Raw genomic sequence first — 26,569 nt, 5'->3', positions numbered from 1 at the left:
GGCGCGGGCACGCGGCTGCGGGCCGAATCTGTCGCTATCGACGAAGCGTGTCGGCCGAAGCGGGGCGGCGGTTGTGCCTCCCGGCAGTCGGGGAGGGCGGGGCACCGATGCCTGCCTGTTGGGGCATGGGACTGGCCGTGCGTGCTCGCGGTTCCCTAACATCGGTGTCACGGCATCGTCTGCGATGCGGCGTCGCGGTGCCGTGAGCGGGGGGACCGGATGGCCGATCGCAGCTGCTGGAACTGCGGTGCGATGAACGCGCCCGACGCGCGATGGTGCACGAACTGCAACTCGTACCTCGGATGGGACACGGAGGCGCCCGCGTCCGGCGGAAGCGGGTCGGGCGGCGCGACGCCGTCGCCCCCGACCGGAGCCGGCGGCGGCACCGAGCCGCCCGAGCCTGCGCCCACGCCCGACGGGGGAGGCGAGTCACCCGGACCGGCGGACGGGGACGGCGAGGCCGGCCCGTCGGATGCCGCGGCCGCCACGGATGACGCGGCGCCGGCGCCCGGCTCTCCGATCGTCACCGTCGCGACGCCGGAGGTCACCGTCGCGCGCGACGAACCCGCCACGGTCGAGCTCGCGATCGAGAACCCGACGAAGGTCGTCGACGGGTACGACGTCCGGATCCTCGACCGTCCGGACTGGGTCGACCTGGTGAGCCCCGAGGTCCACCTGATGCCGGGCGCCTCCGACGACGTCGCGCTGTCCCTCGCGATGCGGCCAGGGCCGATGGTCGTCGCCCAGCGACTCGAGCTGTCGCTGCGGATCAGCTCGCAGGAGGATGCCAGGCGCTACGCCGTCGTCGGGCTCGTCGTGCACGTGCCGCCGTACGGCCCGCGGGTCGGCGTCACCGCCAGCCCGGCGATGATCCGGCTGGACGACGTCGGCGAGGGGGCGTTCACCCTGCACTTCGACAATCGGTCCGCGAACCACCCGCAGAGGCTCGCGCTCGCCGGCAACGATCCCGAGGACGTGGTCGACTTCCGGTTCTCCGCATCGACCGTCGAGGTGCAGGCGGGATCCACCGCCGACGTCCACGTCGAGTTCACCGCCCCGCAGCCCCCGCCCGGGCAGCAGCGGAACCGGCAGCTCGCCGTCGCGGCCACCGACGACGAGGGCCCGATCGCTGCGACGATCACGCTCGTCCAGAGCACGACGGCGGCTCCGGTCGACGAGCCGATCACCGTGCAGGTCACGCCGAGCACCATCCGCCTGGAGGACGCGCACGACGCCGAGTTCGACGTGCTCATCGACAATCGCGGCGGGCACTCGGGCGTCATCGTCGGCCTCACCGGAGTCGATCCCGAGCAGCGGCTCTCGTTCGCGTTCATCCCCGCACGCTTCGTCGCGGCGCCCGGGAAGATCACGCAGGCCAGGGGCCTGGTCCGCGCCGACCCGCCGCCGCCGGGCTCGCAGGCGACGCACCCCTTCACGGTGGTCGCGAGCGACGGCACGACGGATGCCTCGGGGCAGGCCCAGCTCGAGATGACGAGCTCGGCCGCGGCGATCGCGACCGCCGAACTCCACGCGAACCCGGAGCGGCTCGACCTGGGCCACCACCGGCAGGGCCAGTTCACGGTGGAGGTCGACAACCGGCGCGGCGTGCGCCCCCTCAACGTGGCGATCTCGGGTCGATCCGACGACGGCGCGGTGCGCGCGACCTTCGCCCCGGCCGTCGTCGTCGTCGCGCCCGGCGCGATCGGGTACTCGCGGGTGTCGTTCACGAGCCCCCACCCGCCCGCCGGCCAGCAGGGCACGCGCCGGTTCCACGTCACCGCCTCCGACGGGAGCCAGGACCTCGACGCGAGCGTGGAGATCGCGCAGACGAGGCCCAATCACCGCCCCGCCGTCGGCCGATGGCTGATCGTCCTCGGAGCGCTCCTCGTCATCATCGGGGCCCTGCCGTTGCCGTGGTTCGTGTCGATCCCCGTCCCGACCTTGAACCCCTTCGACATCGCCTCCAACATCTCGCAGGCGAGCAGCCTGCAGGCGGAGTTCGTCGAAGGCCCCCTGCGGATCCTGCTCGTAGCCCTCGGAGTGATGATGCTGCTCGGCATCGCGGGCAAGGAAGGCGGGCTGACCCGCAAGACGGCCGTGCTCGTCGTGCTCTTCTCGGCCGGCTACCTCGTCTTCCTGTTCGTCACGCCGGGGTTGGCCGCGTCCGACCTCGACATCGGGCTGCCCCTCATCTGGATCGGCGCCGCGATCGGCTACGCCGGCGGCATCCTCGTCCGCATGCGGGACTGACGCTCCCGCACCGTCGCTTCGGTCACCGCACCTCGGAGTCGTCGGCGTGGCCCGACGCCGATGCCTCGCTCCGGGGCATCCGCCCGGCAGCGCCCAGCAACCGGGTCAGCGGACCGTCCAGCAGGAACAGGAGGAACGCCGCCGACCCGACCCACGGCGCGATGACGACGACGGCCGCGGAGATGACGACGGCGCTCAGCGAACCGCGCCCGAACCGGTCGACCTCGTCGTCGTCGAGGTCGGGCAGCATGACGCTCCGATGGCGCACGGCCCAGAGCCATTGCAGCCAACCGCAGAGGATCGCGAGGAAGAACGTGACCGGCATCGCGAGACGGCCGGCGAGGTAGTCGGAGTACTCGGCCGTGAGGTTGGTGGCGAAGGGGACCAGCACGATGAAGAGGAGCCGCACGTTGTTGAGCCACAGCATGGTCGCGTCGACGCGCGCGATGACCTCGAACTGCTGGACGTGCACGATCCAGAGCAGGCAGAGCAGCAGGAAGCTCACCGCGAACGTGACCAATCGGCCGCCCATGCCCGCGAGCGCCTCCCACAGGTCGGCGTCGGAATCGATCGCGCCGAGCGAGTGCGTGGTGAGGTCGAGCACGAGCAGCGTCGCCACGATCGCGAAGACGCCGTCGGTGAAGGCCTAGAGCCGCAGCGTCCGCTGCGTCGCGGCGGAGTGCCGTCGTCGCCGGATCATGTGCTCAGGGTAGCCACGGCGCTCGGCCCGGACGGTGCTGCCGGTCCGCGCCCGGGAATGCACGGCGCCCGATCGCGTTGGCCCTCAGTGGGCCGTGTCGCACCCTCGATCGACCCGGTGAGGAGAACCACGTGACCGAACAGACCGCCGTGGGATTGCGATCCGAGCGCGGACCGGTGCTCGCCGCATTGATGCTGTGCACCGGCCTCGTGGCCATCGAGGCGACGATCCTCGCGACGGCCGTGCCGTCGATCGTGGAAGACATCGGCGGGTTCGCGCAGTTCCCGTGGCTGTTCTCCATCTACCTGCTCGCGCAGGCCGTCTCGGTTCCCGTCTACTCCAAGCTCGCCGACACCATCGGCCGCAAGCCGATCATGCTCGTCGGCATCGGCGCGTTCCTCGTCGGCTCGATCCTCGCCGGCTTCGCGTGGGACATGACCTCCCTCATCGTCTTCCGCGCGATCCAGGGCCTCGGCGCGGGCGCGGTGCTGCCGGTCTCGATCACCATCACCGGCGACATCTACACCGTGCGGGAACGCGCGCGCGTCCAGGGGTACATCGCGAGCGTGTGGGCCGCGTCATCCGTCATCGGACCCACCCTCGGCGGGCTCTTCGCCGAGTTCCTGTCGTGGCGGTGGATCTTCTTCGTGAACATCCCCCTCAGCCTGATCGCCGCGTGGATGCTGATCCGCAGCTACCACGAGACGGTCGAGCGCAAGAGGCACCGCATCGACCTCGCGGGCGCGAGCGTGCTCACGGTCGGGCTCACGCTCCTGATCCTCGCGGTGCTCGAGGGCGGCCAGGCCTGGGCGTGGAACTCGTGGCAGAGCATCGGGGCGTTCGCCCTCGCCGCCCTCCTCCTCGTGGCATTCGTGCTCATCGAGCGGCGCGCGGCCGAGCCCGTGCTGCCGCTGTGGGTCTTCTCGCGGCGGCTCATCGTCACGACGTCGCTCATCTCGCTCGGCGTCGGCGCCGTGCTCATCGGGCTGACCTCGTACGTGCCGACGTTCCTCGAGGTGTCGGCCGGCGCCACGCCCCTCATCTCCGGGCTCGCGGTCGCCGCGCTCACCCTGGGGTGGCCGATCTCGGCGTCGCAGTCGGGCCGGCTGTACCTGCGGATCGGGTTCCGGAACACCGCGTTCCTCGGGCTCGGCATCGCGGTGCTCGGCGCCCTGGGCCTGGTCGCGGCGACCCTCGTCCCCAACCCCGTGACGACCGCACTCGCGTGCTTCGTCGTCGGCCTCGGTCTCGGGCTGGTCGCCTCGCCGACCCTCATCGCGGCGCAGTCGTCGGTGCCGTGGTCCGAGCGGGGCGTCGTGACCGGCGCGAACATGTTCCTCCGGTCGATGGGCAGCGCCGTCGGCGTCGCGATCTTCGGGGCGGTCGCCAACGGCGTGATCGGCGAGTCCGGACTGGGGGCGCATTCCGGTGCGGCGATCCAGGCGGCATCCGCTGCAGTGTTCATCGGCGTCGTCATCGCCGCGGTCGCCACGATCGCGGGCGCGGTCGCGATGCCTCGTGCGCACGTCGACGACATCGAGCACCGTCCGGCCGAGCAGGAGGCGCCGGCGCCGGCGAACTGAGACGCGTCCGATCCGCCTCGTGGGTCGGAGGTCCCGCCGGCCGCGACGGCGTTCATGGTCTGATGGGCCCGACGAGGGGGTGCGTCGATGGCCAAGACGAGCGCGGCGGCCGCCGATCGGTGGCGCGAACGGCGTACTCCGAGGCGGGCGGCCTCGCGCCTCGTCGACCGATGGACCGTCGTGGACGGCGTCGACGTGTTCTACCGGGAGTCGCCGAACCCGCCGGAGGACGCGCGCGTGATGATGCACGTCCACGGGTTCGGCATGTCCGGCCGCTACCTCCTCCCGACGGCCGAACTCCTCGCCGACGAGTTCCACACGTTCGTGCCCGACCTCCCCGGGTTCGGCCGCAGCGGCCGACATCCGCAGGGACTCGACATCCCCGACCTCGCGGAGGCCGCGGCCCGGTTCCTCGACGACCGCGGCGTCGAGCGGGCGACCCTCGTCGGCAACTCGATGGGATGCCCCGTGATCCTCGAGTTCGCCGACCGCTTCCCGGACCGCATCGAGCGCGCCGTGCTCGTCTCGCCCGCCGGTGGCGTCTACAACCGGCCCCTGTCCCGGGCGATCCGACAGCTCGCACAGGACGGGACGCGCGAGCCGCCCCGGATGGCACGCGTCGCCGTGCCCGACTACGCGCGGTTCGGGGTGCCGAGCACGCTGAAGCTGTTCCGGGCGCTCACGCAGTACCCGTCGCTCGAGCACCTCCTCGCCCTCCAGCTGCCCACCCTCGTCGTCCTCGGCGACCGCGACCCGCTGATGCCCGGAACCGCACGCGTCCAGGAGGTCGCCGGGGAGGTCGACAACCACGTGCTCGCGGTGACGATCGAGGGCGCGGCGCACGCGATCAACTTCAGCCACGCCCGCGCGCTCGCGCACATCATCCGGCGGTTCATGGACGACCTGTCGATCCTCGACGACCCGACGTGGACCGGAGGCGCCCGGGTGGTCGAGATCCACCGCGGCGTGCACCATCCGTCGGCGAAGGACGAGTGAGCGGGCTCATGGCCGACGCCAGCGCGACCGAGCGGCTCGACCGGAGCGCCATCCTCACCCTCGTCGCCCTGTCGCTCGGCATCCTCGTCGTCGCGAACGACTTCACCGCGCTGTCCGTCGCGGTGCCGAGCATCGAGCACGACCTCGACACCACCCTGAACCGCGCCCAATGGGTCATCAACGGGTACACCGTCGTGTTCGGGGTGCTCATCGTCACGGGCGGCCGGCTCGCCGACCTCTTCGGGCGACGTCGCATCTTCGTCATCGGCGCGCTCATCTTCGCCGCGTTCTCGCTGCTCGGCGGGCTCGCCCCGAACATCGGGCTGCTCATCGCGGCGCGGGCGCTCATGGGCATCGGCGGCGCGATGATGTGGCCGTCGGTGCTCGGCATGGTCTACGACATCATCCCGAAGTCGCGCAGCGGCCTCGCCGGCGGCCTGATCATCGGCGTCGCCGGGCTCGGCAATTCGATCGGGCCCCTGCTCGGCGGCATCCTCACCGACACTCTCGGCTGGCGATGGATCTTCTTCGTCAACGTGCCGGTGGCGCTCCTCGCGGTGCTCGTCGTGCTCCGCAACGTGCCCGAGTCGACACGTGGCGGCGGCGTGCGCGTCGACTTCGCCGGCATCGCGAGCCTGTCGGCCGCGGTGGTGCTGGTGCTCGTCGCGCTCGACGTCGGCAGCGCGAACTCGTTCGCCTCGCCGTGGGTGCTCGGGATGATCGCCGTGGGCGTGCTGCTGCTGCCCGTGTTCGTGCTCGTGCAGCGCCGACAGGGCGACGATGCGCTCGTGCCGCCCCGCGTCGTCGCCAGCCGGCAGTTCAGCGGCGCCCTGATCTCGATCGTGCTGCTCGGCTCGGTCTTCTTCGGCGTGCTCGTCTACGTTCCGCAGTACCTCGAGAAGGAGCTCGAGTGGAGCGCGTTGGCGGCCGGGGCCGGCCTGCTCCCGATGATGCTCACCTTCGCCGCGGTCTCGTTCGCGGCGGGACCGCTCTACCACCGCATCGGGAGCCGGCTCGTCGTCGGGATCGGCGCGGCCTGCCTCACCGTCGGCGTGCTGGTGATCGCCCTCGTCATCGGCACCGGGTACCTCCCGCTCGTGCCTGGGCTCGTGCTCTGCGGCATCGGGGTCGGGCTGTACTTCTCGGCGGTCACCACCGCGGCCGTCACCGCGGTGCGCCCGGAGGACTCGAGCCTCGCCGGCGGCATCGTCTACATGGGCAACGTCGCGGGCGGCTCGCTCGGGCTGGGCGTGAACACCGCGATCGTGCTCGCCGCGGCCGCCTTCACGGCGGGCATCCGCAACGCCCTCCTGGTCGATGCGACGCTCGGCGTCATCGGCACGATCGTCGCCGTCGCCCTCATCCGCTCGGAGGGGTCGCGCACGCGCACCCCGACGTAGTCACCGCGACGATAGAGCGCCGACGGTGGGCATCCACACCCGAGTGCAGGGTGACGGCGGATGCCTCGCGCAGCGGAAACGGGTCGGCCCGCCGAACCGGAGTCCGGCGGGCCGACCCGTCGTCAGCGCCGCACGCGGCGCGTCAGCCGCCTCAGAGCGCCTGCGGCAGGATGTCGAAGGACACGCGTCCGTCGTCCGCGACGCTGGCGTCGAGCGTCTTGTCGTCGAGCGCGATGGTCGCGCGCTCGCCGAGGTACACGCGGGCACCCGACTGCTCGACCACGGCATCGCCCGATTCCGGGGCGGGCGTGATCGAGACGCCGAACTGGGTGGCGTCCTGGTCCTCGGCCTCGATGCGCAGCCCCGATCCCTCGGGGGCGCCGTTGCCGGCGACGATCTCCTTCACGACGGTCGCCGCGGTGTCGGTCAGTGTGAGCATGTCGTCCTCCTCTGATCGCGAGTCGGCCACGATTCCAGATCGGGCGGAGGACCGCCACCCCGCTGCGGCCGTTTCGCTCGTCGCGTACCCTCACGCCCCCCGCGCGTCGTGCTCAGTCGGACGGCAGCGGCTCGCTGGTGCCACGGAGCAGCACGGGCAGCGTGCGCGTCGCGTACGGGGACGCGTCGAAGTCCTCCTCGCGGTTGCCCATGAGCAGCCAGCTCTCGAACGACCGCTCGTACGTGTCGACGACGACGCGCACGGCGAGCGTCGGCGACCACGTGAAGTGCCGGTCGAGCTTGGCCATGAGGTCCTCGAACACGGGCACGAGCCGTTCGACGAACGACCGCTCGGCCGCCGCCGCGGCGTCACCGCCGCCGGCCTGCGAGGTCAGCGCGTGCAGCCGGCGCTGGGCCCGGATGATGAGGCCGCCGCGATCCAGCGGCCACGAGTCGGCGAGCATGCGTGCCGCGATCTCGATGGGGTCGAGCGGCTCGGCGGCCGCGTCGACCTCGGGCTCGTCCGCTTCCACCCCCACGGCCGGGTCGCCGACGAGGTCGATCGCGTCGAAGGCGTCGACCGCCGAACGGAGCCGGCTCACGCAGTCGTGCACGAGCTGCTCGTTCACCGCGTCGAGCAGCGCGTCGTCGGTGGCGAAGAACCGGCGGAACGCCTTCGGGTCCACGCCGTTCTGCTCGCAGATGTCGGCGATCAGCCGGTCATCGAGCGCACGACCCGAGCCGAGCGCGACGCGCGCCGCGCGCGTCAGCCGGTCGATGGTCACCTGACGCTGCTCGCTTCCTCGGCTCACGCCCGGCCTCCGCTTCCGTCTCGTCCCGATCCTCGACGAGCGTACTCCGCCGGTGCACCCGTCGCCGGTGGCGCGTAGGCTCACGCATCGTGCAGGAATCGCCGGAATCCGGGACGCCCCGGCTCGCCCCGATCGGCCTGGGCCTCGCCGCCCTCGGCCGCCCCGCGTACATCACCGCGGGTCGCGACGCGTCCCTCGGCGACGACCGCAGCGTCGCCGCGATGCGGAACCGCGCCCACGCGATGCTCGATGCGGCGTGGGCCCGAGGCATCCGCTTCATCGACGCCGCCAGGTCGTACGGGCGTGCCGAGGAGTTCCTCGGGTCGTGGCTCGCCGCCCACCCCGAGCGTCGCGCCGACCTCGCGATCGAGTCGAAGTGGGGCTACGCCTACGTCGGCGACTGGCGCATGGACGCCGACGTGCACGAGCGCAAGGAGCACTCGCTCGCCATGCTCGAGCGCCAATGGCCCGAGACCCTCGCCGCACTCGGCGGCGCGCCCGACCGGTACCTCGTGCACTCGCTGACCCCCGAGAGCCCCGCGCTCGCCGACGAGGCGCTGCTCGACCGGCTGCGCGAGCTCGCGGCGTCCGGCATCGCCATCGGCATCTCGACGAGCGGGCCGCACCAGGCCGACGCGCTCGACGCGGCGCGAACCCTGCCCGACTCGCCCTTCGGCACCGTGCAGGCGACGTGGAACCTGCTCGAGCCCTCGGCCGGCGCCGCGCTCGCGCGGGCGCACGATGCCGGCTGGTTCGTCGTCGTGAAGGAGGCGGTCGCCAACGGTCGCCTGACGCCGGCGGGCGACGAGCCGGATGCCGCCGAGCTCGCCTCCGCCGAAGGGCAGGGCCTCGACGCGCTCGCGATCGGCGCCGCGCGCGCCCGGCCGTGGGCCGACGTCGTGCTCTCCGGGGCGATGACGCCCGAGCAGCTCGACGCGAACCTCGCCGCGCGAGCGCCGGCATCCGATGCCGGGACGCGGGCGGCGCTCGCAGCGCTCGCCGAGCAGCCCGAGGCGTACTGGGCGGCGCGGAGCGCACGCGCCTGGGGGTAGGTCGCGCGGCGGCGCGCCTGGGGCCCCGTCGACTCCCGCGAGAATGCAGCGACGGTCGCCATGTCACGGGACCCGCGCGGTTCCGGGGACGAGCGACTGGGCGCGCGCGACGCGCGGGCGCAGCATCCGTCACCGCATGGGGCGGTTGCACAGGGCCGAGGTCTACTCTGAAATGTGACTTCCGACGACATCTCCACCGAGGCCGAGGCTCCCGAGGAGCCGAAGACGCCCACCTTCGCCGATCTCGGACTCGAGGGGGCGGTGCTCAAGGCGCTCGACGACGTCGGCTACGAGACGCCCTCCGCGATCCAGGCCGCGACGATCCCGACCCTCCTCGAGGGGCGCGACGTGGTCGGCCTCGCGCAGACCGGAACGGGCAAGACCGCCGCGTTCGCGCTGCCGATCCTCGCACGCCTCGACACCTCCGACCGCAGCCCGCAGGCGCTCGTGCTCGCCCCCACGCGCGAGCTCGCGCTGCAGGTCTGCGAGGCGTTCGAGAAGTACGCCGCGCACCTGCCCGACCTGCACGTCCTGCCGGTCTACGGCGGCCAGGGGTACGGCGTGCAGCTGTCCGCCCTCCGCCGCGGCGTGCACATCGTCGTCGGCACGCCGGGCCGCGTGATCGACCACCTCGACAAGGGCACGCTCGACCTCTCGGGCCTGAAGTACCTCGTGCTCGACGAGGCCGACGAGATGCTCAAGATGGGCTTCGCCGAGGACGTCGAGACGATCCTCGCCGACACCCCCGACGAGAAGCAGGTCGCGCTGTTCTCCGCGACGATGCCCGCGGCGATCCGTCGGATGTCGGAGCAGTACCTGAACGACCCCGAGCAGATCACGGTCAAGACCAAGACCCAGACCTCGGCGAACATCACCCAGCGCGTCCTCGTCGTCGCGCACGCCCGAAAGGTCGACGCGCTCACCCGGATCCTCGAGGTCGAGGACTTCGGCGGCGTCATCATCTTCGTCCGCACCAAGAACGCGACCGAGGAACTCGCCGAGAAGCTCCGCGCGCGCGGCTACGAGGCGGCGGCGATCAACGGCGACATCGCGCAGGTGCAGCGCGAGCGGACGGTCGAGCAGCTCAAGAGCGGCAGGCTCGACATCCTGGTGGCGACGGATGTCGCGGCCCGCGGCCTCGACGTCGAGCGCATCACGCACGTGATCAACTACGACATCCCCACCGACCCCGAGCCGTATGTGCACCGCATCGGCCGCACCGGTCGCGCGGGTCGCACCGGCGACGCGATCAGCTTCGTCACCCCGCGCGAGCGCGGGCTGCTGGGCCGCATCGAGCGGACCACCAAGCAGCAGATGACGCCCATGCAGCTGCCGAGCGTCGACGAGATCAACGAGTCGCGGCTCTCGCGGTTCGACGACCGCATCTCGGCCGCGCTCGAGCAGACGGATCGCATCAGCGGGTTCCGCGACATCATCGCCCACTACGTGCGCCACCACGACGTGCCCGAGACGGATGTCGCCGCGGCCCTCGCCGTCGTCGCGCAGGGCGATTCGCCCCTGCTCATGGAGGCCGAGCCGGAGCCCGCGCCGCGCGAGCGCGGCCGCGACCGGTTCGACCGCGACGACCGCGGCGGGCGCGACGACCGCGACCGGGGCCCGCGCCAGCAGCGGGAGGGCATGGCGACCTACCGGCTCGACGTCGGCAAGCGCCACCGCGTGATGCCCGGGCAGATCGTGGGCGCGCTCGCCAACGAGGGCGGACTCGCTCGGGACGACTTCGGCGCCATCCGCATCCAGGCCGACTTCTCGCTCGTCGAGCTGCCCGCGAACCTGCCGAAGGACGTGTTCGACCGCCTCGCCGACACGCGCATCTCCGGCCGCCTCATCGACCTCCGCCTCGACACCGGCGGGCGGCCGCGCCGCCAGTACGACGACCGGCGAGGCGGCGGCGGTGGCCGCTACGATCGCGGGCACGGCGGCGGTGGCCGCGGGTACGACCGCGACCGCGGCTACGACCGGGATCGCGGGCAGGGCGGCGGCGGGCGCGGATACGACCGCGACCGCCGAGAGGGCGACCGCGACCGGGGCTACGACCGGGATCGCGGCCAGGGCGGCGGCGGGCGCGGCTACGACCGCGACCGTGGCGGGTACGACCGGGACCGTGGCGGCTACGACCGCGATCGCGCGCAGGGCGGCGACCCGGGCGAGGGCGAGCGCAAGCCGCGCAAGCCGCGGCACGGCAAGTCCGAGCGCTCCTGAGCATCAGTGCATGGGAATCCGGCGGATGCCCCGGTACGACCGGGTCTGAGCCGGATTCCGATGCACGAGAACTGCACGGTGCGGGCGTGCCCGGGATGCGGGTGCGCTCACCGTCGCCGGGCGAGTTCCTCGCTGCGCCATCGGTCGTAGCGGTCCCACGGGTCCTCGCCGCCGGCGGCGAGCTCGGCCACGTGCCGCACGATCGGCTCGTCGAACCGGAACCACTCGCCGCCGGGCCAGCGTGATGCGGCGAACTCGGCGTGGCGGCGTTGCTCGAGGGCACGGCCGCCGCGCTCGAACGCGAGCACCTCGTCGTGCGGGATCGCCGCGAGGCGCTGCCGAGGATTGGACGACGTGCCGATCTTGACGCGCTCGCGCCAGCGCACGTAGTACACGACGTCGACGCGCGGGGGCCCGAGCTCGCCATCCGGAACCTCGCCCACCCGCCACTCGCAGACCGCGCACACCCAGCCGGACGGGTACCGCACGCCGACGCGCGACCCGCACAGCCGGCACGCATCGGGCAGCACGTCGGTCACGCCGTGCTCGCGCGCGACCCAGTCGTGCGCAGCGAGCAGGTGTGCGGTGCACAGCGCGAGCGGGGCGCCGCGCTCGGCGGGCGCGCCGCACGACCCGAACTCGTCGACGGCCGTGCAGGCCGCGGCATCCGTCGCCATGCCCGCACGCTACGCCGCCCCACCGACGCGCCGCCGCCCCGCCGAGTGCGCTTTCTGCGGTGGAGTGCGTGTTCGAACCGGCCGCCACCGCAGAAACCGCACTCGAACGTGCGGGGGCGCGGCCGCGCACGCGCAGCCGCGCGGGTCAGCGTCGAGGGTCCGTGCCCGCGCGCACCACGAGCTCGGGCTGGAAGACCGTCTGCCGCCCGTCCGGCATGCTCGACGCTCAGCCGTCGCCGTGCGTGCGACGCTCCATCTGGTAGATCGCCGCCTGCGTGCGCCGCTCGAAGCCGAGCTTCGACAGCAGTCCGGAGACGTAGTTCTTCACGGTCTTCTCCGCCAGGCCCAGCTCATCGCCGATCTGCCGGTTCGTGAGGCCGTCGGCGATGAGCGCCAGCACCTGCCGTTCGCGGAGGTTCAACGCGCTGAAGCGCGGGTCGTCGTGCTCGTCGGCCTTGGCCTGCTGCGAGACCCGCGCGGCGATCGATCGGTCGATGAGCGAGCGGCCGGATGCCACCTTGCGCACGTCCTCGACGATGGTCGTGCCGCGCACGTTCTTCAGGACGTACCCGGCCGCGCCGGCGAGCACGGCCGACATCGCGGCCTGGTCGTCGTCGTAGGCGGTGAGGATCAGGCAGGCGAGCTCGGGATGCCGTGACCGCAGCTCGCGGCAGAGGTCGATGCCGTCGCCGTCGGGCAGTCGCATGTCGAGCACCGCGACATCCGGGCTGGTCGCCTCGATCCGGGCGAGCGCCTGCGCCACCGTGCCCGCCTCGCCCACGACCTCGAGGTCGTGCTCGCGGTCGAGGAGCTGTGCGACGCCGCGCCGGACGATCTCGTGGTCGTCGACGAGGAACACTCGGGTCATCTCTCGGGGTCTCCTTCCGGTGGGGCGATGGGCGCGGTCCACCGGGCTCGGGTCCCGGCGGGGCTGCTGTCGAGGTCGAAGGCGCCGCCGAGTCGCTCCGCCCGCACCCGCAGGTTCTCGAGTCCGCTGCGACGCGTGGCGTCGCCGAGCCCGCGGCCGTCGTCCGCGACCTCCGCGGTGACGAGCCCCCCTGCGGCGACGATGCTGAGCGAGACGGATGCCGCGGCCGAGTGCTTCACGGCGTTCGAGAGCAGTTCGCGGACCGAGGCCGTGAGCTCGTCGGTGAGCGCGCCCTCGGAGAGCAGGTCGACCGGTCCGGCGAACGAGACGGCGACCGGCTGCGGGAGGTGGCGCGAGGCGGAGCCGGCGAGGTCGAGCACGCGGTGCCGGAGCGTCGGCGCTCCGCCGTCCTGCGGGGTGAGCGCGAAGACGATGGTGCGGACCTGCGCGATGGCCTCGTCGATCGCCTCCACGGCGGATCCGAGTCGCTCGGCCACCGCACCGGGGGAGTCCGCCGCCGCGGCCTCGAGGTCGAGCCCTGCGCCGTAGAGCTGCTGCACGACGTGGTCGTGCAGGTCGCGCGCGATGCGCGCCCGATCCTCGAGCAGGAGCCCGCGCTGCTGCGCCTCCCGTGCCGCGGCGAGCTCGCGCGCGAGGGAGACCCGGTCGGCGAGGTCCTCGGCGATGCGCATGTCGGCGGCGGTGAAATGGGGCGCTCCGGGCTGGCGCGCGGCGGCGATCACGGCGTGCGGCACGCCCCCCGATCGGAGCGCGGTGAAGAGGACCGGCCCGCACGAGCCGTCGTGGTGGAGGGCGAGCGCGTCGGGCGGGTCGACGCGTCCGCCCGGCGTCGCGCGCGTCTCGCCGCCCTCGAGCACGACCGCGGCGAGCGTGCGCTCCGCGTCGATGACGCTTCCCGCGAGACAGTCGGAGGCGTCCTCCCCGCGCACCTCGAGGACGCGGACCGACGTGCGGTCCTCGCCCACGAGGATCGCGACGCGGTCGGCGGCGCCGCGGCCCACGAGCTCGTCGGCGAGCAGCGCCGCCGACCCGTCGGCCGAGGAGGTCAGCAGTGCCGAGACGACCTGGGCGGACGCCGCCGCCCACGCCTCGCGCGTGCGCGCTTCCGCGTAGCGCCGGGCGTTGTCGATCGCGAGGCCCGCCGCCGTCGCGAGGGCGGAGATGAGCTCGACGTCCTCGTCGCTGAAGGTGCCGCCGCGTCGGTTCGTCAGGTAGAGGTTGCCGAAGACCTCGTCTCTCACGCGCACGGGCACCCCGAGGAAGGACTCCATCGGCGGGTGTCCGGTGGGGAACCCGACCGATCGCGAATCGTCGGAGATGGTGTCGAGCCGAATCGCATCGGGGTGGTCGATGAGCGCGCCGAGCAGGCCGCGGCCCTCGGGCAGGTGCCCGATCCGCTGGACCGCGTCGTCGGGCATGCCGACGTGGACGAACTCCTCCAGGCCGCCCTGCGGGGCGAGCACGCCGAGCGCGCCGTACTCCGCGTCGACGAGTTCGACGGCCGATGCGACGATGCTCCGCAGCACCTCGTCGAGCTCGATCTCGCCGATGACCGAGCGCGTCGCGTTGAGCAGGGCGCGCAGTCGGCCCTGCGTGCGCATGACCTCGCCGGCGCGCTCGACGAGCTCGCTCAGGGCGCGGTCCAACTCGGCTCGCGGACCCTCTGGGAACGACAGCGGCGCGGGGTGCTGCATGCCACCTCCATCCGGGCGGATGGTGCGAATCTACCACTCGGCGTGTCGCGATCGGGCGAAGGACCAAAGGCCCCGGACGGGGGGTCCTCGACGCGGATGCTGGACGCATGACGATCGTGGTCGGTGCCGACGGAAGCGTCGCGAGCCGCGCCGCCGTCGAGTGGGCGGCGACCCGAGCGCAGCGCACCGGCGATGCGCTGGTGCTGGTCACGGTCGTCGACGACGGGTGGGGCAGCCTCGGCGGATCGGCACTCGTCGAACTCCGCGCGACCGCCGAGGAGCGGGCGGAACGCGAGGTCGACGTCGCACGACGTTCGGCGCCCGAGGTCGACATCAGCGGCATCGTCGCGGTCGGCAGCCCGATCCTGACCCTCGCGGAGGCATCCCGCGACGCCGACCTCGTCGTGGTCGGCACGCACAAGGTCGGCTACTTCCACGGCCGCGCGATGGGATCGCGGAGCCTGCAGCTCGCCGCGGTCGCCGCCTCGCCGAGCGCCGTCGTGCCGGTGACCTCGTGGCGCGGCCGTTCCGGCGTCGCCGTCGGGGTCTCCGAGGGGCCCGACAGCGACGAGGCCGTCAGGTTCGCCGCCGAGGAGGCGGGACGCCTCGGCGAACCGCTCGTGCTCCTCCGCGCGGCCGACGGCGACGACGTCCACGAACGCGCCCTCGAACGGGCCACGTCGATCGTCGACGACCTCGCTCCCGACGTCCAGCTCGACGTCCGGAGCACGGGCGGCGACGCCGCCGACGCCCTCATCGCGGTGTCGCGCCGGGCCGTGCTCACGGTCACCGGGCGTCGCGTCGCCAGCCGCGGCTTCCTCCCCCTCGGTCGCACGAACTCCGACCTGCTGATGAACCTGGCCGGTCCCGTCGTGGTCGTGCCGCAGGTCGCCGTCGAGGCGTACCTCGTCGGCTGGGCGGTCGCCTGAGCCGTTCCGTCGGCGAGCGGATGCCGCATCCGCCTGCGTGCGTCAAGACCCCCCGTTCGGGAGGCACCGCCGCCGTTCCGCAGGTATGCTGCTGCACTGCGGCGGAACGACGGACGAGGCGATGGACGGCATGGAACACCCGGGGGCGGGCGCGGGCGAGGGCCGGCGAGGGCGTCACGCGGCCCCACCGGCCGCCGCGACCGGACCCCTGAGCCGGATCGTCGACGCAGTGGGCGCGGGCACGGCGATCGCCCTCGAGGCCGTCACGCGGTGGATCGCGCGGTTCCGCAGCGGTCCCGTCATTCCCTGGGTGGCCGCGCACCGCGTGCTCGTGCTCGTCGTGGGCGCCCTCGTCGTCTCCGGTGGGGCGTTCGCGGCGACGGCGGCGATGATCGCGCAGCCCCCGCTCGCCGGGGCGACCGAATCGGTGGATGACGCGACCCGGCCGCGGCCCGGCTCGGAGTTCGTGATGCCGAGCCCCGCGACCGGATCCCCGAGCGCGACGACGGTGCCGCCCACGACGACGTCGGCGCCCCAGCCGACCGCGCCGGCCGACGCGCCTGCGGTCGACGGTGCTCCGATCACCGACCCCGAGCCGACGACCGACCCCGTCCAGCCGACCGAGGAGCCGACCGGCAACGGCCGACCCGACCCGCCCGGCGCGACGAACCGCCCCGACAAGACCAAGGGCTGATCCCCCCAGGCCGCGCCCCGCTCGTCGGCCCCGTCGCCCGATCGATGGGCTGCGCGGCCGTTCAGCTCCGACACACTCCGTCTTCACCGATCGTTCGGACGCCTGTGCTGCGCTAGCGTCGTGTCCACCCGGACGCATCCCGCAACGATCGGAGCCCACGTGAGCACCCGGCAGGCCGAGCACCCTCGGCCGTCGCACTTCCTCCTGCACGTCAGCGACACGCACCTGCTCGCCGGGGGCGGCCGGCTCTACGACCGAGTCGCCGCCGACCGGCACCTGCAGGAGCTCTTCGAGCAGTTCGAGGCATCCGGCGGGCGCCCCGACGCCATCGTCTTCACGGGCGACCTCGCCGATCGCGGCGAGCCGGAGGCGTACGACCTCATCCGCCGCATCGTCGACCCGGTCGCCGCCCGACTCGGCACGCGGATCGTCTGGGTCATGGGCAACCACGACGAGCGCGACGCGTTCCGCCGCGGGCTGCTCTCGGACGGCATCGGCGGGCAGCGCCCGGTCGACCGCGTCGACGACGTGAACGGCCTCCGCGTGATCACGCTCGACTCGACCGTCCCCGGCCACCACCACGGCGAGGTCACCGGCGACCAGCTCGACTGGCTCGCCGAGGAGCTCGCGATCCCGGCCCCGCACGGCACGATCCTCGCGATGCACCACCCGCCCGTGCCGAGCGTGCTCGACCTCGCCGCCTCGGTCGAGCTGCGCGACCAGGCCGCGCTCGCCGAGGTCGTCGCGGGCAGCGACATCCGCTCGATCATCGCCGGGCACCTGCACTACTCCTCGACCGCGACGTTCGCGGGCATCCCGGTGTCGGTCGCGTCGGCGAGCTGCTACACGCAGGACCTCACCGTGCCCACGGGCGGCACGCGCGGGTGGGACGGTGCGCGAGCCTTCAACCTCGTGCACGTCTACCCGTCGACCGTGCTGCACTCGGTCGTGCCGCTCGGCGACCACGCGCCGCTCGACTTCATCGATGCCGAGGAGTCGGCTCGCCGCCTCGCGGCCGACGGCATCGCGATCCCGGATGCCGCGTCGAACGTGCCGGCGGCCGAGCTCGCTCCGACCGGATCCGCTCCCGCGTCGTTGCTCGTGTCGCCGACCGCGGTCTCGCTCCAGCCGTAGGCGGCACCGCGGGCGGCGCCCGCCGCACCGGACCGCCGCCGCGGATCAGGCCGTGAGGCTCGGCCGCTCGTCCGTCGCGTGCGCCCGCGCCGCGGCATCCGCCTCGGGCTTCTCCCACGGCGCCGCGAACGGGAAGTAGCGCTCGAGGAAGTCGATGACCGCCTCGGTGCGCTCCTCGACCGAGATCTCGGGGAAGCTGCCGTCGTTGAGGCAGAACATGTCCATGTCGCGGCGCTTCAGCAGGCGCTTCATCGCAGGCAGGGCGCGCTGCAGCGTGGTCTCGATGTACTTGACCTTCGCGTCGGTCTGCACGACCGCGCGTCCCGTGAGCAGCGCGAAGTAGTGGTACAGCGAGTTCGTGACCGAGATGTCGGTCGCCGAGCGGAAGCGGCTGGCCGCGGTTCGGCGGAACTCGTCGGGGAAGGTCGCCTCGAGCTCGGCCATGACGCTCCTGCGGAGCGGTGCGGCGCAGTGCTCCAGGTGGCGCGTGGTGACCTTGCCGAACCGCGCGTGCAGCAGGGCGCGGTTCACGCGCGCCGCGTTCTCGAAGCCCGAACGGCTCGGGTCGGAGTCGCCCAGGCCGATGCGCGTGCCCGCCTCGACGAACTTCGTCACGCCGCCCGGGGAGAAGAAGAGGTCGGGTGAGAGGGGGCGACCGAAGAACATGTCGTCGTTCGAGTAGAGGAAGTGCTCGGCGATGCCGGGGATGCGATGCAGCTGGCTCTCGATGGCGTGCGAGTTGTACGTCGGCAGCACCGTGGGGTCGGGGAACATGCCCTCGGCCCGCACGATCGTGACCTTCGGGTGCTTCGCGAGCCACGCCGGCGGGCGCGAGTCGGTGCAGATGAAGATGCGGCGCACCCACGGTGCGAACAGGTACACCGATCGCAGGGCGTACTTCAGCTCGTCGATCTGCCGGTAGCGCGCCTCGGAGTCGTCGCCCTCGCCCACGACGTAGGTCTGCATGCGGCGAGCGCGCTCGCGGAGGAACTCCACGTCGGAGCCGTCGACCCACGAGAACACCATGTCGATCTCGAAGTCGACGTCGCTCGCGAGCGGCTGCCACATGTGCTCGAGCGTGCGCCAGTCGCGGCCGTGCAGGTGGACCGTCTCCTCCACGGCCTCGCCGCGCGGGAGGGTGCGGCGCATGAGCGCGTTCTCGATCGGCGCCTCGATGACGTCGTCGCCGAAGCGCCAGAATTCGAGCTGGACCGCGGACTCCGCGCCGTAGCGCAGGCGACCGACCGGCTCGATCCGCGGGCGGTAGAGGCGCACGGCGAGCGGCTTGCGCTTGGTCGACAACTCGCCGTCGGCGACGAGCACGTCAGGAACGTCGGCCGCCGTCTCGGGTACGAACGTCGCCGAGTAGAACGGCTCGTTCGCGAACGCGGTCGCGAGCGCCCGGACCACCCGCTTGCGGTCCGCCCGATCGACGGCGATCACCGGGCGTCCGCCGTCGCGGCGCACGAGCAGGTAGTCGATGCGATCGTCGTCGAGGGCGGATGCCACGGCCAGCAGGTCCTCGACCATCGACTCGTGCGGCGTCGCGTGCCCGTTCCGCAGCGCGAACTGGCCACGGCGCACGACGAGGTCGTCGCGGTCGAACCGCGCGTGCTCGGCGTCGGGCTCCACGAGGACGAGCTCGGGAACCCCGCTGAGCTGCAGTCCGCGACCGTCGGGCACGCGCCGGTGGAAGGCGTCGCCCTCGATCGGTGTGCGGTCGTCGCGGGGCTGGTCGGGCTCGTTCGTCGTCACGTCGTGGGGTGCTCCGGTTCTGGGTGGGCGGATGGCGCGAGCGCGCCGGATGGGTCAATCGTACGACCGCGCGAGCGCACCCCCGGCGGCGGTCGACACCGCGCCCGTGTTGCGCCGCGTGTCGCGTCGTGACGCACGGTGACGGGCCGCCGTTGAGGCGCTGCGGCGGGCTTCCGTAGCCTCGACGCACCCGCCAGCCAGGAGGTGTCATGACCAGCACCGCGAGCACCGTGCCCGTCGCCGCACCGGTCGCGTCGAGCGCGCCCGCCGTGCCCGCCGCGGCCGACGCTGCGCACGTGCCGGGGATCGGCGCCGGCGCAGCTCCGGGGCCCGGCCCGCTCGTCGCGCTCGTCGACGCCGGTCTCGAGGTGCCGGTGCTCGGCGGCGGCCGCGTCCGCCACGTGAACCTCGACGTCGCGGCATCCGCCCCGGCACTCGCCTCGGTCGCGGCGCACGTCGCCGCCGTGCTGCCGTACTACGCGAGCGTGCACCGCGGCACCGGGTACGCGTCCCAGGCGTCGACCGCGCTCCTCGAGGACGCCCGCATCGCGGTCGCGCGGCACGTCGGCGCCCGCCTCGACGATCAGGTCGTGTTCACGCGCAACACGACCGACGCCCTGAACCTGCTCGCCGGCGCCGTGCCCGGCGAGACGGTCGTGCTCGACATCGAGCACCATGCCAACCTGCTGCCGTGGGAGCGCCGCGGGCGGCGCGTCGTCGTCGCGCGCCCCACCTTCGGGGCGACGCTCGACGCGCTCGCGGCGGAGCTCGCGCGCCGGCCCGCGGCGCTGCTGTCGGTGACCGGCGCGTCGAACCTCACCGGCGAGGTGCTGCCGCTCGACGTGCTCGCCGACCTCGCCCATTCGCATGGCGCGCGACTGGCGGTGGATGCCGCGCAACTCCTGCCGCACCGACGGCTCGACCTCGAGGCATCCGGCATCGACTTCCTCGCCTTCTCGGGGCACAAGGCGTACGCGCCGTTCGGCGCCGGTGCGCTCGTCGGGTGCGCCGACTGGCTCGACGCCGCCCCCGCCCACCTCGCCGGCGGAGGAGCGGTCGAGGCCGTCACCCTCGACGGCGCCGACTGGAAGTCCGGGCCCGAGCGGCACGAGGCGGGCACGCCGAACGTCGTCGGGGTGGCCGCCCTCGCTCGCGCCCTGATCGAGCTCGAGCGGCTCGGCGACGGCGCGCGTCGTGCGCACGAGGACGCGCTCGCCGCGCGCCTGCACGACGGCCTCGCCGCGGTGCCCGGCGTGCGGGTGCTGCGCGGCTTCGCCGACCTCGACGACCGGCTCGGGATCGCGACCGTCGAGCTCGCACGCGGATCGGTGGGGCTCGTCGCCGCCGCGCTCGCCGCGGAGCACGGGATCTCGGTGCGGGCCGGTCGGTTCTGCGCCCACCCGTTCTTCGACCGCCTCGCGACTCGGGCGAACGGGCTGCGGGTGAGCCTCGGCGCGGGGTCGTCGGCCGACGACGTCGACCGCTTCCTCGACGCACTCGTGCGCCTCGTCGCCGACGGCCCGGCCTTCGCGTACGACCGGACGCCCGCGGGATGGTGTCCGCGCACCGACGACCGGCCGCGTCCGCGCTTCGCCTGACACCCGGCGCCTCCGTCGACGCGCCTACACTGGTTCGGGTCGAAGGGGGGTCGGATGCGTCCGCTCAGCGAAGACGAACTCCGGTCGTCGTTCGTGAACGCGACCGATCGGGAACTCGAGGAACTCGAGTTGCCGCTGGAGTACCTGCTGGTCGACTGGGATCGCGTCGACGCGCTCGCGTGGCGCGACCGCAAGGCCGGCCGTCGCGGCTACCTCGTCACCCTCATCGACGACGAGCCCGTCGGGATCGTGCTCCGCGCGGCCGATCCGCCCGCCTCGCGCTTCCGGGCCGGCATGTGCAACCTCTGCCACACGCAGCAGCCCGCGAACCAGGTCACGATGTTCTCGGCGCGCCGTGCGGGCGAAGCCGGCCGGAACGGGAGCACCGTCGGCACGTACGTGTGCAGCGACCTGTCGTGCCAGGAGAACGTGCGCCTGCACGCACCGCTCGCTCCCGCCGAGGTGCGGAGCGGCTCGCACGCGTGGGCCCGCATCGACGGGCTCGCGCGACGCACGCGCGCGTTCGTGCAGGGCGTGCTCGCCGACTGATCGCGGCGCCCGCAGTCGGGCGCCCACGCCACCCCTGCATGAGCATCCGGGGTCGCCGCCCGACGGCGCACCGTCGGACGGATGCTCACGCGCGAGGACTCGGCGTGGCCGGTCAGGCGTCGAGTGCGACGGGCTCGAGCGTCGGCCGCTTCGCCGTGCGCCCGTCGCCCGACGAGCGGCCGGTGAGGCGCCGGCCGATCCACGGCAGCACGTACTCGCGGTAGTAGGTCGCGGTGTTGCGGCTCTTCCTCCCGGCCGGGGCGGCGGCGACCTCGGCCACGCCCCACTCCTCGGGCACGGGCACGCCGAGCGCGGTGAGCACGTTCGAGGCGACCTTCGCGTGCCCGAGCGAGTTGAGGTGGAGCTTGTCGGCCGACCAGTAGCGGATGTCGCGGAGCGACCGGTCGCTGAAGTTGTCGACGAACGTCACCCCCTCGAGCTGCGCCAGGTCCTGCAGCGCGGCCGTGAGGCGGGAGCCCCGCGCGTCGAACACGCGGCCGAGCGGCAGGTGGTCGGTGGGGTTCGCGCCGCTCAGCATGAGCACGTGGATATCGGCGTCGCGGATGCGGTGGATCGCCAGCCGGAACCGGTCGGCGACGACCTCCTCGGGCATGCGCGGGCGCAGCATGTCGTTGCCGCCCCCGTTGAAGCTGATCACCTCGGGCCCGAGCGCGATCGCCGCGTCGAGCTGCTCGTCGATGATCGGGCCGAGCTTGCGACCCCGGATCGCGAGGTTGGCGTAGCGCACGGGCTCGGGCGCGGCGGCCTTCGCGAGCCCGAGCGCCACGAAGTCGGCCCAGCCGCGGGAGACGCCGTCGGGCAGTTCGTCGCCGACGCCCTCGGTGAAGCTGTCGCCGATCGCCGCGTACGAGTGGAACATGCCCTCCACGCTATCGCGTGGCATCCGTCGCCCGGACCTCGCGCTGACGTCGCCATCGCGCCGGCGGCGGAGTGTCAGTGGGCGTGCTCGAGCTCGCAGTCGGCGCCCGGGTAGAGGAGGGCCTCGTGCCCGTCGTCGAAGCGCACGAGATACGGCGGGCCGCCGTCGGAGCCGCGCACCTCGAGCACCTCGCCGTGCTTCTCGGCGCTGCCCACCTGCTTGCCGTGGATGACCAGCCGGTCACCGACCGTCGCCTGCATCGCGAACCTCCTCGTCCTCCCGTCAGGGTACGCCGCCGCCTGCGCGGCCGGTAGGGCCTCCGGCCCGCAGCCGACCGCTTCCGGGCCGAGCCCCCGGCGTCACTCCGTCGCGAGGAGCGCGGCCCACAGATCGGCCCGCGCGTGGAACCCGGAGAGGTCGCGGCCGAGGAGCTTCTCGGCGAGGGCGATCCGGCTGCGCACGGTGTGGCGGTGCACGCCGAGCTCCTGCGCGGTCGCGTCGAACTGGCCGCCGTGCTCGAGCCAGGTGCGTGTGGTCTCGAGGAGCGTCGTGCCCTGCTCGCGGTCGTATTCGATGAGCGGTTCGAGGGTCGCGCGCGCGACCGCGCGCGCGTCGGTGCGCGCGAGGAACGCGAGCACGCCCTGCCGGCTGATGTCGTCGAACCAGACGACGCCGGGCGAGGTCTCGCGGGCGCGCTCGACGGCGCGCAGCGCCTGCTCGTGCAGCCGTGCGAGGTCGGTGACCGATGCCGCGTCGGAGACGCCGACGGGCACGTCGAACTCACCGGCGAGCTCGTCGGCGACGTCGCGGTCGTCGTCCTCGCAGACGACGACGACCGATTCGCCGTCGCGGCCGAAGAAGAGGCGGCCTCCGCGTTCGTCGACCCGGAGCTCGAGGAACTCCGCGAGGCGGTCGGCGTGCTCGGGCGGCAGGTCGGCGACGGCGACGCGCACCGGGTCGGCGGGCAGCGGGCCCCACATCTCGGCGGAGACCCCGGCCGCGAGCTCGACGTCGCCGGCGAGCATCGAGCGCAGGAGGCCGGAACGGAGATGACCGCGCGCCCGGTCGAGGTCGCGGTTCTGCTCGAGCGCGAGCCCGGCGAGCGCGATCACCGCGGTCACGACCTCGCGACCCGCCTGGTCGAGCTCGGGGGAGTCGCCGATGGCGAGCACGCCGCGCAGCGCGCCGCCGGCGCCGAGCGTCTGGAGGGTCATCCGCTGGGTGCGGCCGACCGAGGCGCCGGCCTCGAGCGTGCGGCTCGCGCGCTGGCCGCGGCGGAGCATCGACCGCGCCTCGCCGACGACCTCGCCGAGCGCGGGCTGGCCGAGTCCGCCGACGGGCGCCTCGCGATCGAGCGCGCCGGCGGCGTCCACCAGCCCGACCCAGGTGCCCAACCGATTGCTGAGCTCGGAGAGCGTCGCGCCGAGGCCGTCGGGGCGGAGCGCGGCGAGGGAGATCGCGCGCTGCGCCTGGAGCGCCCAGGCCTGCCTCGCGTTCGCGTCGGCCGCGTTGAGCTCGGCGATCGTGCGCGCGACGCGGATGAACGGCGTGCGGTACGGGACCTCGAAGAGCGGGACGCCGTGCTTCGCGCACGCCTCCACCAGGAGGGCGGGGGTGCCGGCGCGGACCACCTCGGTGCCGAAGCCGAGTGCGGAGATCCCGGCGCCCGCGAGGCGGCCGACATACGCGTCGAAGCCCGCCGGGTCGTCGCTGCCGGAGTCGGAGCCGAACTGCGTGCCCGTGGTCAGGAGCACCTGGCCCGGCTCGATGAACGGCGCCGGGTCCTCCAGGTCGGAGCTGTGCACCCACGGCACGGGTGCGTCGAGCGCGGCGCCGGGGAGCGAGGCCTCGTCGGTGAGCAGGGTCAGTGCGAGGTCGTCGCGACCGAGGAGGGTGCGCACGGTCGGCTTCATCGGCTGCTCCTCGCATCAGGTTCGGAATGTACGACGAGTCGAACATCCAGCGCCGAGTGTACAACCCGGTGGGTCGTGACCGCTTCAGGTGACGGCGCCGCGGCGCGCGAAGCGAGGGTCGCGCCACACCTCGCTCGACAGCACGTCGTGGAGCACGTCGACGGCATCCCACACGTCGGCGTGCGACACGTACAGCGGCGTGAAGCCGAACCGCATGAGATCGGGCGCCCGGAAGTCGCCGATCACTCCGCGCTCGATGAGCGCCTGCATGACGGCATAGCCGTCGTCATGGCGGAGGGCCACCTGGCTTCCTCGGAGCGAGGAGCGGCGAGGGGTCACCACCTCGACGGCCCAGTCCGCGAGTCGCCGGTCGACGAGCGAGATGAACAGCTCGGTGAGCCGGAGGCTCTTCTCGCGAACCAGCGCCATGTCGACGTCGTCCCAGATGTCGAGGCTCGCCTCGAGCGCCGAGAGCGAGAGCAGCTGCGGCGTGCCGACCCGGAACCGGCCGATGCCCGGGACCGGCTCGTAGCCCACCTCGAAGTCGAACGGCCTGGCGTGCCCGTGCCAGCCCGTGAGCGCGGGCCGGGCGGCGTCGTGGTGACGTGACGCCGCCCACATGAACGACGGCGAACCCGGCCCGCCGTTCAGGTACTTGTAGGTGCACCCGACGGCGAAGTCCGCACCCGCTCCGCCGAGGTCGACGGGCACCGCCCCGACGCTGTGGCAGAGGTCCCAGACCATGATCGCGCCCGCGGCGTGCACGCGGGCCGTGACCTCGGCGAGGTCGTGCATCCGGCCGGTGCGGTAGTCGACGTGCGTCAGGACGACCACCGCGACGTCGTCGTCGAGCACGTCGTCGAGGGTCGGGCCGTTCTCGTGCACGAGCCTCCGATCCAGCGGCTCGGCACCGCCCACGGCCTCCTGGACGCTCTCGATCACGTACAGGTCGGTCGGGAAGCTGCTCCGCTCGGCGACGATCACGCGCCGGTCGGGGCGGAGCCGGGCGGCCGCGGCGACCACCTGGAAGAGGCTCGCCGAGGTCGAGTCGCCGAGCACGACCTCGCCCGGCGCCGCCCCGATCAGGGGGGCGATGCGGTCGCCGACCGCCTGCGGCTTCGCGAACCATCCGGCGTCGTTCCAGCTTCGGATGAGACCGACCCCCCATTCCTCGGCGATGACGCGATCCACGTGCGCCCGGGTCGCCCGGGGGAGCGCGCCGAGCGAGTTGCCGTCGAGGTAGACTACGCCGTCGGGCAGGTCGAAGCGGTCCCGGAAGGACGACAGGGGATCGGCGGCGTCGAGGCCCTCGCACGTCGCACGGTCGAGCGTCCGTCGGTCGGATGCGAGGTCGGATGCCGCATCGCTCAGCTGGATCATGGTCGGAACCACCTCTCGGGTCGTGGTCGGTCAGAGCGCCAGGAAGCGCCGGGCGTTCTCGTGGAGTATCGCGGCCCGCTGGGCGTCGTCGAGCCGGTCGGAACGCTCGACGACGCTGCCGACCGGCCGCTCGCCGAGCGGATACGGGTAGTCGCTGCCGAGCATCACCTGCGACGCGCCGAGCGTGTCGACGAGCAGGTGCAGGGCGGCCGGGTCGAAGACGACCGAGTCGACGCTGAAGCGATCCAGGTACGCGGAGGGCGGCAGGTCGCTGACGCCGACGAGGTCGGGACGCCGGTGCCACGCGTTCTCGAACCGGCCGAGCCAGAACGCGAACGAGCCGCCGCCGTGCGCGAAGGCGATCCGAAGGGACGCCGGCACGCGGTCGAACACCCCGCCGAGGATCATCGCGATGATCGACAGGTGGGTCTCGGCCGGCATGCCGGTGAGCCAGCGCGCCATCCATCGGTCGACTCTCGGCGAACCCGGCATGTCCCACGGGTGCACGAACACCGGGACCCCGGTCGCCGCGCAGTGCTGGAGGACGGTCACGATGCCATCGTCGTCGAGGTCGCGGTCGCCGACGTGGTTGCCGATCTCGATGCCGCGGTGCCCGGACGCGATCGCGCGGTCGATCTCGGCGCACGCGGCATCCGGATCCTGCAGGGGCACCTGGGCGAACGGGATGAACCGGTCGGGCGCGGGCGCGCAGACCTCGAGCGCGAGGTCGTTGAAGATGCGCGCGACGCGGGCCGCCCGGTCGCCGGGCTGGTCGTAGGAGAAGAAGACGGGGGTCGGCGAGACGACCTGGATGTCGACCCCGTCGCGATCCATGTCCTCGAGCCGGGCGCGGGCGTCCCAGCAGGTCTCCTCGATCCGGCGGAACTCGGCTCCGCCGACGAGGATCATCGCCTCGCGCTCGGAGTCCACCCGGAGCGACGGCCAGGCGCCCGGCCCGACCCGGTCGTTCAGGTCGGGCCAACTCCTCGGCACGAAGTGCGTGTGGACGTCGATCGAGCCCACCCG

22 protein-coding genes and 1 pseudogene are annotated in these 26,569 nt (G+C 73.2%); 11 read left to right on the top strand and 12 right to left on the bottom strand.

Annotated elements, in window-relative coordinates:
* Positions 1 to 219: 219 nt before the first annotated feature.
* Complete coding sequence (locus ACSJD1_RS07695; protein ID WP_438854733.1) at positions 220 to 2,250, top strand: hypothetical protein; 2,031 nt, start codon at positions 220 to 222, stop codon at positions 2,248 to 2,250.
* A 22-nt stretch (positions 2,251 to 2,272) separates the two neighbouring features.
* Here the strand turns inward: ACSJD1_RS07695 and ACSJD1_RS07690 are convergent.
* Positions 2,273 to 2,884, bottom strand: a pseudogene (locus ACSJD1_RS07690) (TMEM175 family protein); the annotation flags it as partial.
* 257 nt (positions 2,885 to 3,141) lie between these two features.
* On the opposite strand from ACSJD1_RS07690, the gene ACSJD1_RS07685 reads away from it, so the two are divergent.
* The 3 genes from ACSJD1_RS07685 to ACSJD1_RS07675 all read left to right on the top strand — a co-directional run bounded on the left by ACSJD1_RS07685 (position 3,142) and on the right by ACSJD1_RS07675 (position 6,929).
* On the top strand, positions 3,142 to 4,533 hold the full coding sequence (locus ACSJD1_RS07685; protein ID WP_438854795.1) for an MFS transporter: 1,392 nt from the start codon (positions 3,142 to 3,144) through the stop codon (positions 4,531 to 4,533).
* Positions 4,534 to 4,620: 87 nt separating this feature from the next.
* Positions 4,621 to 5,529 carry an alpha/beta fold hydrolase gene (locus ACSJD1_RS07680; protein ID WP_438854732.1) on the top strand — a complete coding sequence of 303 codons (909 nt, stop codon included), beginning with the start codon at positions 4,621 to 4,623 and terminating at the stop codon, positions 5,527 to 5,529.
* 8 nt (positions 5,530 to 5,537) lie between these two features.
* Positions 5,538 to 6,929: an MFS transporter gene (locus ACSJD1_RS07675; protein WP_438854731.1), complete on the top strand. Its 1,392-nt coding sequence runs from the start codon at positions 5,538 to 5,540 to the stop codon at positions 6,927 to 6,929.
* Positions 6,930 to 7,080: 151 nt separating this feature from the next.
* Here the strand turns inward: ACSJD1_RS07675 and ACSJD1_RS07670 are convergent, their stop codons facing one another.
* Together ACSJD1_RS07670 and ACSJD1_RS07665 are read right to left on the bottom strand one after the other, a co-directional pair.
* The gene (locus ACSJD1_RS07670; protein ID WP_400995617.1) at positions 7,081 to 7,368 is read right to left on the bottom strand and encodes an iron-sulfur cluster assembly accessory protein; all 288 of its coding nucleotides are present in this window, start codon (positions 7,366 to 7,368) and stop codon (positions 7,081 to 7,083) included.
* Positions 7,369 to 7,480: 112 nt separating this feature from the next.
* Complete coding sequence (locus ACSJD1_RS07665) at positions 7,481 to 8,179, bottom strand: hypothetical protein (protein WP_438854730.1); 699 nt, start codon at positions 8,177 to 8,179, stop codon at positions 7,481 to 7,483.
* An 89-nt stretch (positions 8,180 to 8,268) separates the two neighbouring features.
* Between ACSJD1_RS07665 and ACSJD1_RS07660 the strand changes: the two genes are divergently transcribed.
* Together ACSJD1_RS07660 and ACSJD1_RS07655 are read left to right on the top strand one after the other, a co-directional pair.
* A complete protein-coding gene (locus ACSJD1_RS07660) occupies positions 8,269 to 9,231 on the top strand; it encodes an aldo/keto reductase (protein ID WP_438854729.1) in 963 nt (320 codons plus the stop codon).
* Between the two features lie 174 nt (positions 9,232 to 9,405).
* Complete coding sequence (locus ACSJD1_RS07655; protein WP_438854728.1) at positions 9,406 to 11,451, top strand: DEAD/DEAH box helicase; 2,046 nt, start codon at positions 9,406 to 9,408, stop codon at positions 11,449 to 11,451.
* Between the two features lie 107 nt (positions 11,452 to 11,558).
* Here the strand turns inward: ACSJD1_RS07655 and ACSJD1_RS07650 are convergent, their stop codons facing one another.
* The 3 genes from ACSJD1_RS07650 to ACSJD1_RS07640 all read right to left on the bottom strand — a co-directional run bounded on the left by ACSJD1_RS07650 (position 11,559) and on the right by ACSJD1_RS07640 (position 14,711).
* Positions 11,559 to 12,128, bottom strand: a complete 570-nt coding sequence (locus ACSJD1_RS07650) for a GIY-YIG nuclease family protein (RefSeq protein WP_438854727.1) — start codon at positions 12,126 to 12,128, stop codon at positions 11,559 to 11,561.
* 226 nt (positions 12,129 to 12,354) lie between these two features.
* Positions 12,355 to 12,996, bottom strand: a complete 642-nt coding sequence (locus ACSJD1_RS07645; RefSeq protein ID WP_438854726.1) for a response regulator transcription factor — start codon at positions 12,994 to 12,996, stop codon at positions 12,355 to 12,357.
* The gene (locus ACSJD1_RS07640) at positions 12,993 to 14,711 is read right to left on the bottom strand and encodes a GAF domain-containing sensor histidine kinase (protein WP_438854725.1); all 1,719 of its coding nucleotides are present in this window, start codon (positions 14,709 to 14,711) and stop codon (positions 12,993 to 12,995) included. The genes ACSJD1_RS07645 and ACSJD1_RS07640 overlap by 4 nt, the downstream gene beginning before the upstream one ends.
* 107 nt (positions 14,712 to 14,818) lie before the next feature.
* Between ACSJD1_RS07640 and ACSJD1_RS07635 the strand changes: the two genes are divergently transcribed.
* The 3 genes from ACSJD1_RS07635 to ACSJD1_RS07625 all read left to right on the top strand — a co-directional run bounded on the left by ACSJD1_RS07635 (position 14,819) and on the right by ACSJD1_RS07625 (position 17,468).
* Positions 14,819 to 15,640, top strand: a complete 822-nt coding sequence (locus tag ACSJD1_RS07635) for a universal stress protein (protein WP_438854724.1) — start codon at positions 14,819 to 14,821, stop codon at positions 15,638 to 15,640.
* 229 nt (positions 15,641 to 15,869) lie between these two features.
* Positions 15,870 to 16,334, top strand: a complete 465-nt coding sequence (locus ACSJD1_RS07630; protein WP_438854723.1) for a hypothetical protein — start codon at positions 15,870 to 15,872, stop codon at positions 16,332 to 16,334.
* A gap of 159 nt (positions 16,335 to 16,493) precedes the next feature.
* A complete protein-coding gene (locus ACSJD1_RS07625) occupies positions 16,494 to 17,468 on the top strand; it encodes a phosphodiesterase (RefSeq protein WP_438854722.1) in 975 nt (324 codons plus the stop codon).
* Positions 17,469 to 17,513: 45 nt separating this feature from the next.
* Here ACSJD1_RS07625 and ACSJD1_RS07620 read toward each other — a convergent pair whose 3' ends face one another.
* Positions 17,514 to 19,100: a stealth family protein gene (locus tag ACSJD1_RS07620; RefSeq protein ID WP_438854794.1), complete on the bottom strand. Its 1,587-nt coding sequence runs from the start codon at positions 19,098 to 19,100 to the stop codon at positions 17,514 to 17,516.
* Positions 19,101 to 19,432: 332 nt separating this feature from the next.
* On the opposite strand from ACSJD1_RS07620, the gene ACSJD1_RS07615 reads away from it, so the two are divergent.
* Both ACSJD1_RS07615 and ACSJD1_RS07610 read left to right on the top strand, forming a co-directional pair.
* Complete coding sequence (locus ACSJD1_RS07615) at positions 19,433 to 20,821, top strand: aminotransferase class V-fold PLP-dependent enzyme (protein ID WP_438854721.1); 1,389 nt, start codon at positions 19,433 to 19,435, stop codon at positions 20,819 to 20,821.
* Positions 20,822 to 20,875: 54 nt separating this feature from the next.
* Positions 20,876 to 21,370 carry an FBP domain-containing protein gene (locus ACSJD1_RS07610; RefSeq protein ID WP_438854720.1) on the top strand — a complete coding sequence of 165 codons (495 nt, stop codon included), beginning with the start codon at positions 20,876 to 20,878 and terminating at the stop codon, positions 21,368 to 21,370.
* A gap of 112 nt (positions 21,371 to 21,482) precedes the next feature.
* On the opposite strand, the gene ACSJD1_RS07605 is transcribed toward ACSJD1_RS07610, so the two are convergent.
* The 5 genes from ACSJD1_RS07605 to ACSJD1_RS07585 all read right to left on the bottom strand — a co-directional run bounded on the left by ACSJD1_RS07605 (position 21,483) and on the right by ACSJD1_RS07585 (position 26,566).
* A complete protein-coding gene (locus ACSJD1_RS07605) occupies positions 21,483 to 22,250 on the bottom strand; it encodes an SGNH/GDSL hydrolase family protein (RefSeq protein WP_438854719.1) in 768 nt (255 codons plus the stop codon).
* A 74-nt stretch (positions 22,251 to 22,324) separates the two neighbouring features.
* Positions 22,325 to 22,510: a DUF1918 domain-containing protein gene (locus tag ACSJD1_RS07600; RefSeq protein WP_155050358.1), complete on the bottom strand. Its 186-nt coding sequence runs from the start codon at positions 22,508 to 22,510 to the stop codon at positions 22,325 to 22,327.
* Positions 22,511 to 22,609: 99 nt separating this feature from the next.
* Entirely contained in the window at positions 22,610 to 24,163 is a 1,554-nt protein-coding gene (locus ACSJD1_RS07595; protein ID WP_438854718.1) for a PucR family transcriptional regulator, read from the bottom strand.
* 84 nt (positions 24,164 to 24,247) lie between these two features.
* A complete protein-coding gene (gene kynU / locus ACSJD1_RS07590) occupies positions 24,248 to 25,543 on the bottom strand; it encodes a kynureninase (protein WP_438854717.1) in 1,296 nt (431 codons plus the stop codon).
* 30 nt (positions 25,544 to 25,573) lie between these two features.
* Positions 25,574 to 26,566: an amidohydrolase family protein gene (locus ACSJD1_RS07585; RefSeq protein WP_438854716.1), complete on the bottom strand. Its 993-nt coding sequence runs from the start codon at positions 26,564 to 26,566 to the stop codon at positions 25,574 to 25,576.
* Between the last annotated feature and the right edge of the window lie 3 nt (positions 26,567 to 26,569).

The organism is Agromyces excoecariae (assembly GCF_051715505.1).
In the GTDB taxonomy this organism is placed as follows: domain Bacteria; phylum Actinomycetota; class Actinomycetes; order Actinomycetales; family Microbacteriaceae; genus Agromyces.
Note: the sequence above shows the minus strand (reverse complement) of the source record. Positions and strands in the feature narration are given on the sequence as shown.

What these genes read in the sequence shown, in the direction of transcription:
- ACSJD1_RS07695 (WP_438854733.1), top strand. Translation starts at nt 220, where the DNA reads ATGGCCGATCGCAGCTGCTGGAACTGCGGTGCGATGAACGCGCCCGAC.
- ACSJD1_RS07685 (WP_438854795.1), top strand. Translation starts at nt 3,142, where the DNA reads ATGCTGTGCACCGGCCTCGTGGCCATCGAGGCGACGATCCTCGCGACG.
- ACSJD1_RS07680 (WP_438854732.1), top strand. Translation starts at nt 4,621, where the DNA reads ATGGCCAAGACGAGCGCGGCGGCCGCCGATCGGTGGCGCGAACGGCGT.
- ACSJD1_RS07675 (WP_438854731.1), top strand. Translation starts at nt 5,538, where the DNA reads ATGGCCGACGCCAGCGCGACCGAGCGGCTCGACCGGAGCGCCATCCTC.
- ACSJD1_RS07670 (WP_400995617.1), bottom strand. Translation starts at nt 7,368, where the DNA reads ATGCTCACACTGACCGACACCGCGGCGACCGTCGTGAAGGAGATCGTC.
- ACSJD1_RS07650 (WP_438854727.1), bottom strand. Translation starts at nt 12,128, where the DNA reads ATGGCGACGGATGCCGCGGCCTGCACGGCCGTCGACGAGTTCGGGTCG.
- ACSJD1_RS07645 (WP_438854726.1), bottom strand. Translation starts at nt 12,996, where the DNA reads ATGACCCGAGTGTTCCTCGTCGACGACCACGAGATCGTCCGGCGCGGC.
- ACSJD1_RS07640 (WP_438854725.1), bottom strand. Translation starts at nt 14,711, where the DNA reads ATGCAGCACCCCGCGCCGCTGTCGTTCCCAGAGGGTCCGCGAGCCGAG.
- ACSJD1_RS07635 (WP_438854724.1), top strand. Translation starts at nt 14,819, where the DNA reads ATGACGATCGTGGTCGGTGCCGACGGAAGCGTCGCGAGCCGCGCCGCC.
- ACSJD1_RS07615 (WP_438854721.1), top strand. Translation starts at nt 19,433, where the DNA reads ATGACCAGCACCGCGAGCACCGTGCCCGTCGCCGCACCGGTCGCGTCG.
- ACSJD1_RS07610 (WP_438854720.1), top strand. Translation starts at nt 20,876, where the DNA reads ATGCGTCCGCTCAGCGAAGACGAACTCCGGTCGTCGTTCGTGAACGCG.
- ACSJD1_RS07605 (WP_438854719.1), bottom strand. Translation starts at nt 22,250, where the DNA reads ATGTTCCACTCGTACGCGGCGATCGGCGACAGCTTCACCGAGGGCGTC.
- ACSJD1_RS07600 (WP_155050358.1), bottom strand. Translation starts at nt 22,510, where the DNA reads ATGCAGGCGACGGTCGGTGACCGGCTGGTCATCCACGGCAAGCAGGTG.
- ACSJD1_RS07595 (WP_438854718.1), bottom strand. Translation starts at nt 24,163, where the DNA reads ATGAAGCCGACCGTGCGCACCCTCCTCGGTCGCGACGACCTCGCACTG.
- kynU (WP_438854717.1), bottom strand. Translation starts at nt 25,543, where the DNA reads ATGATCCAGCTGAGCGATGCGGCATCCGACCTCGCATCCGACCGACGG.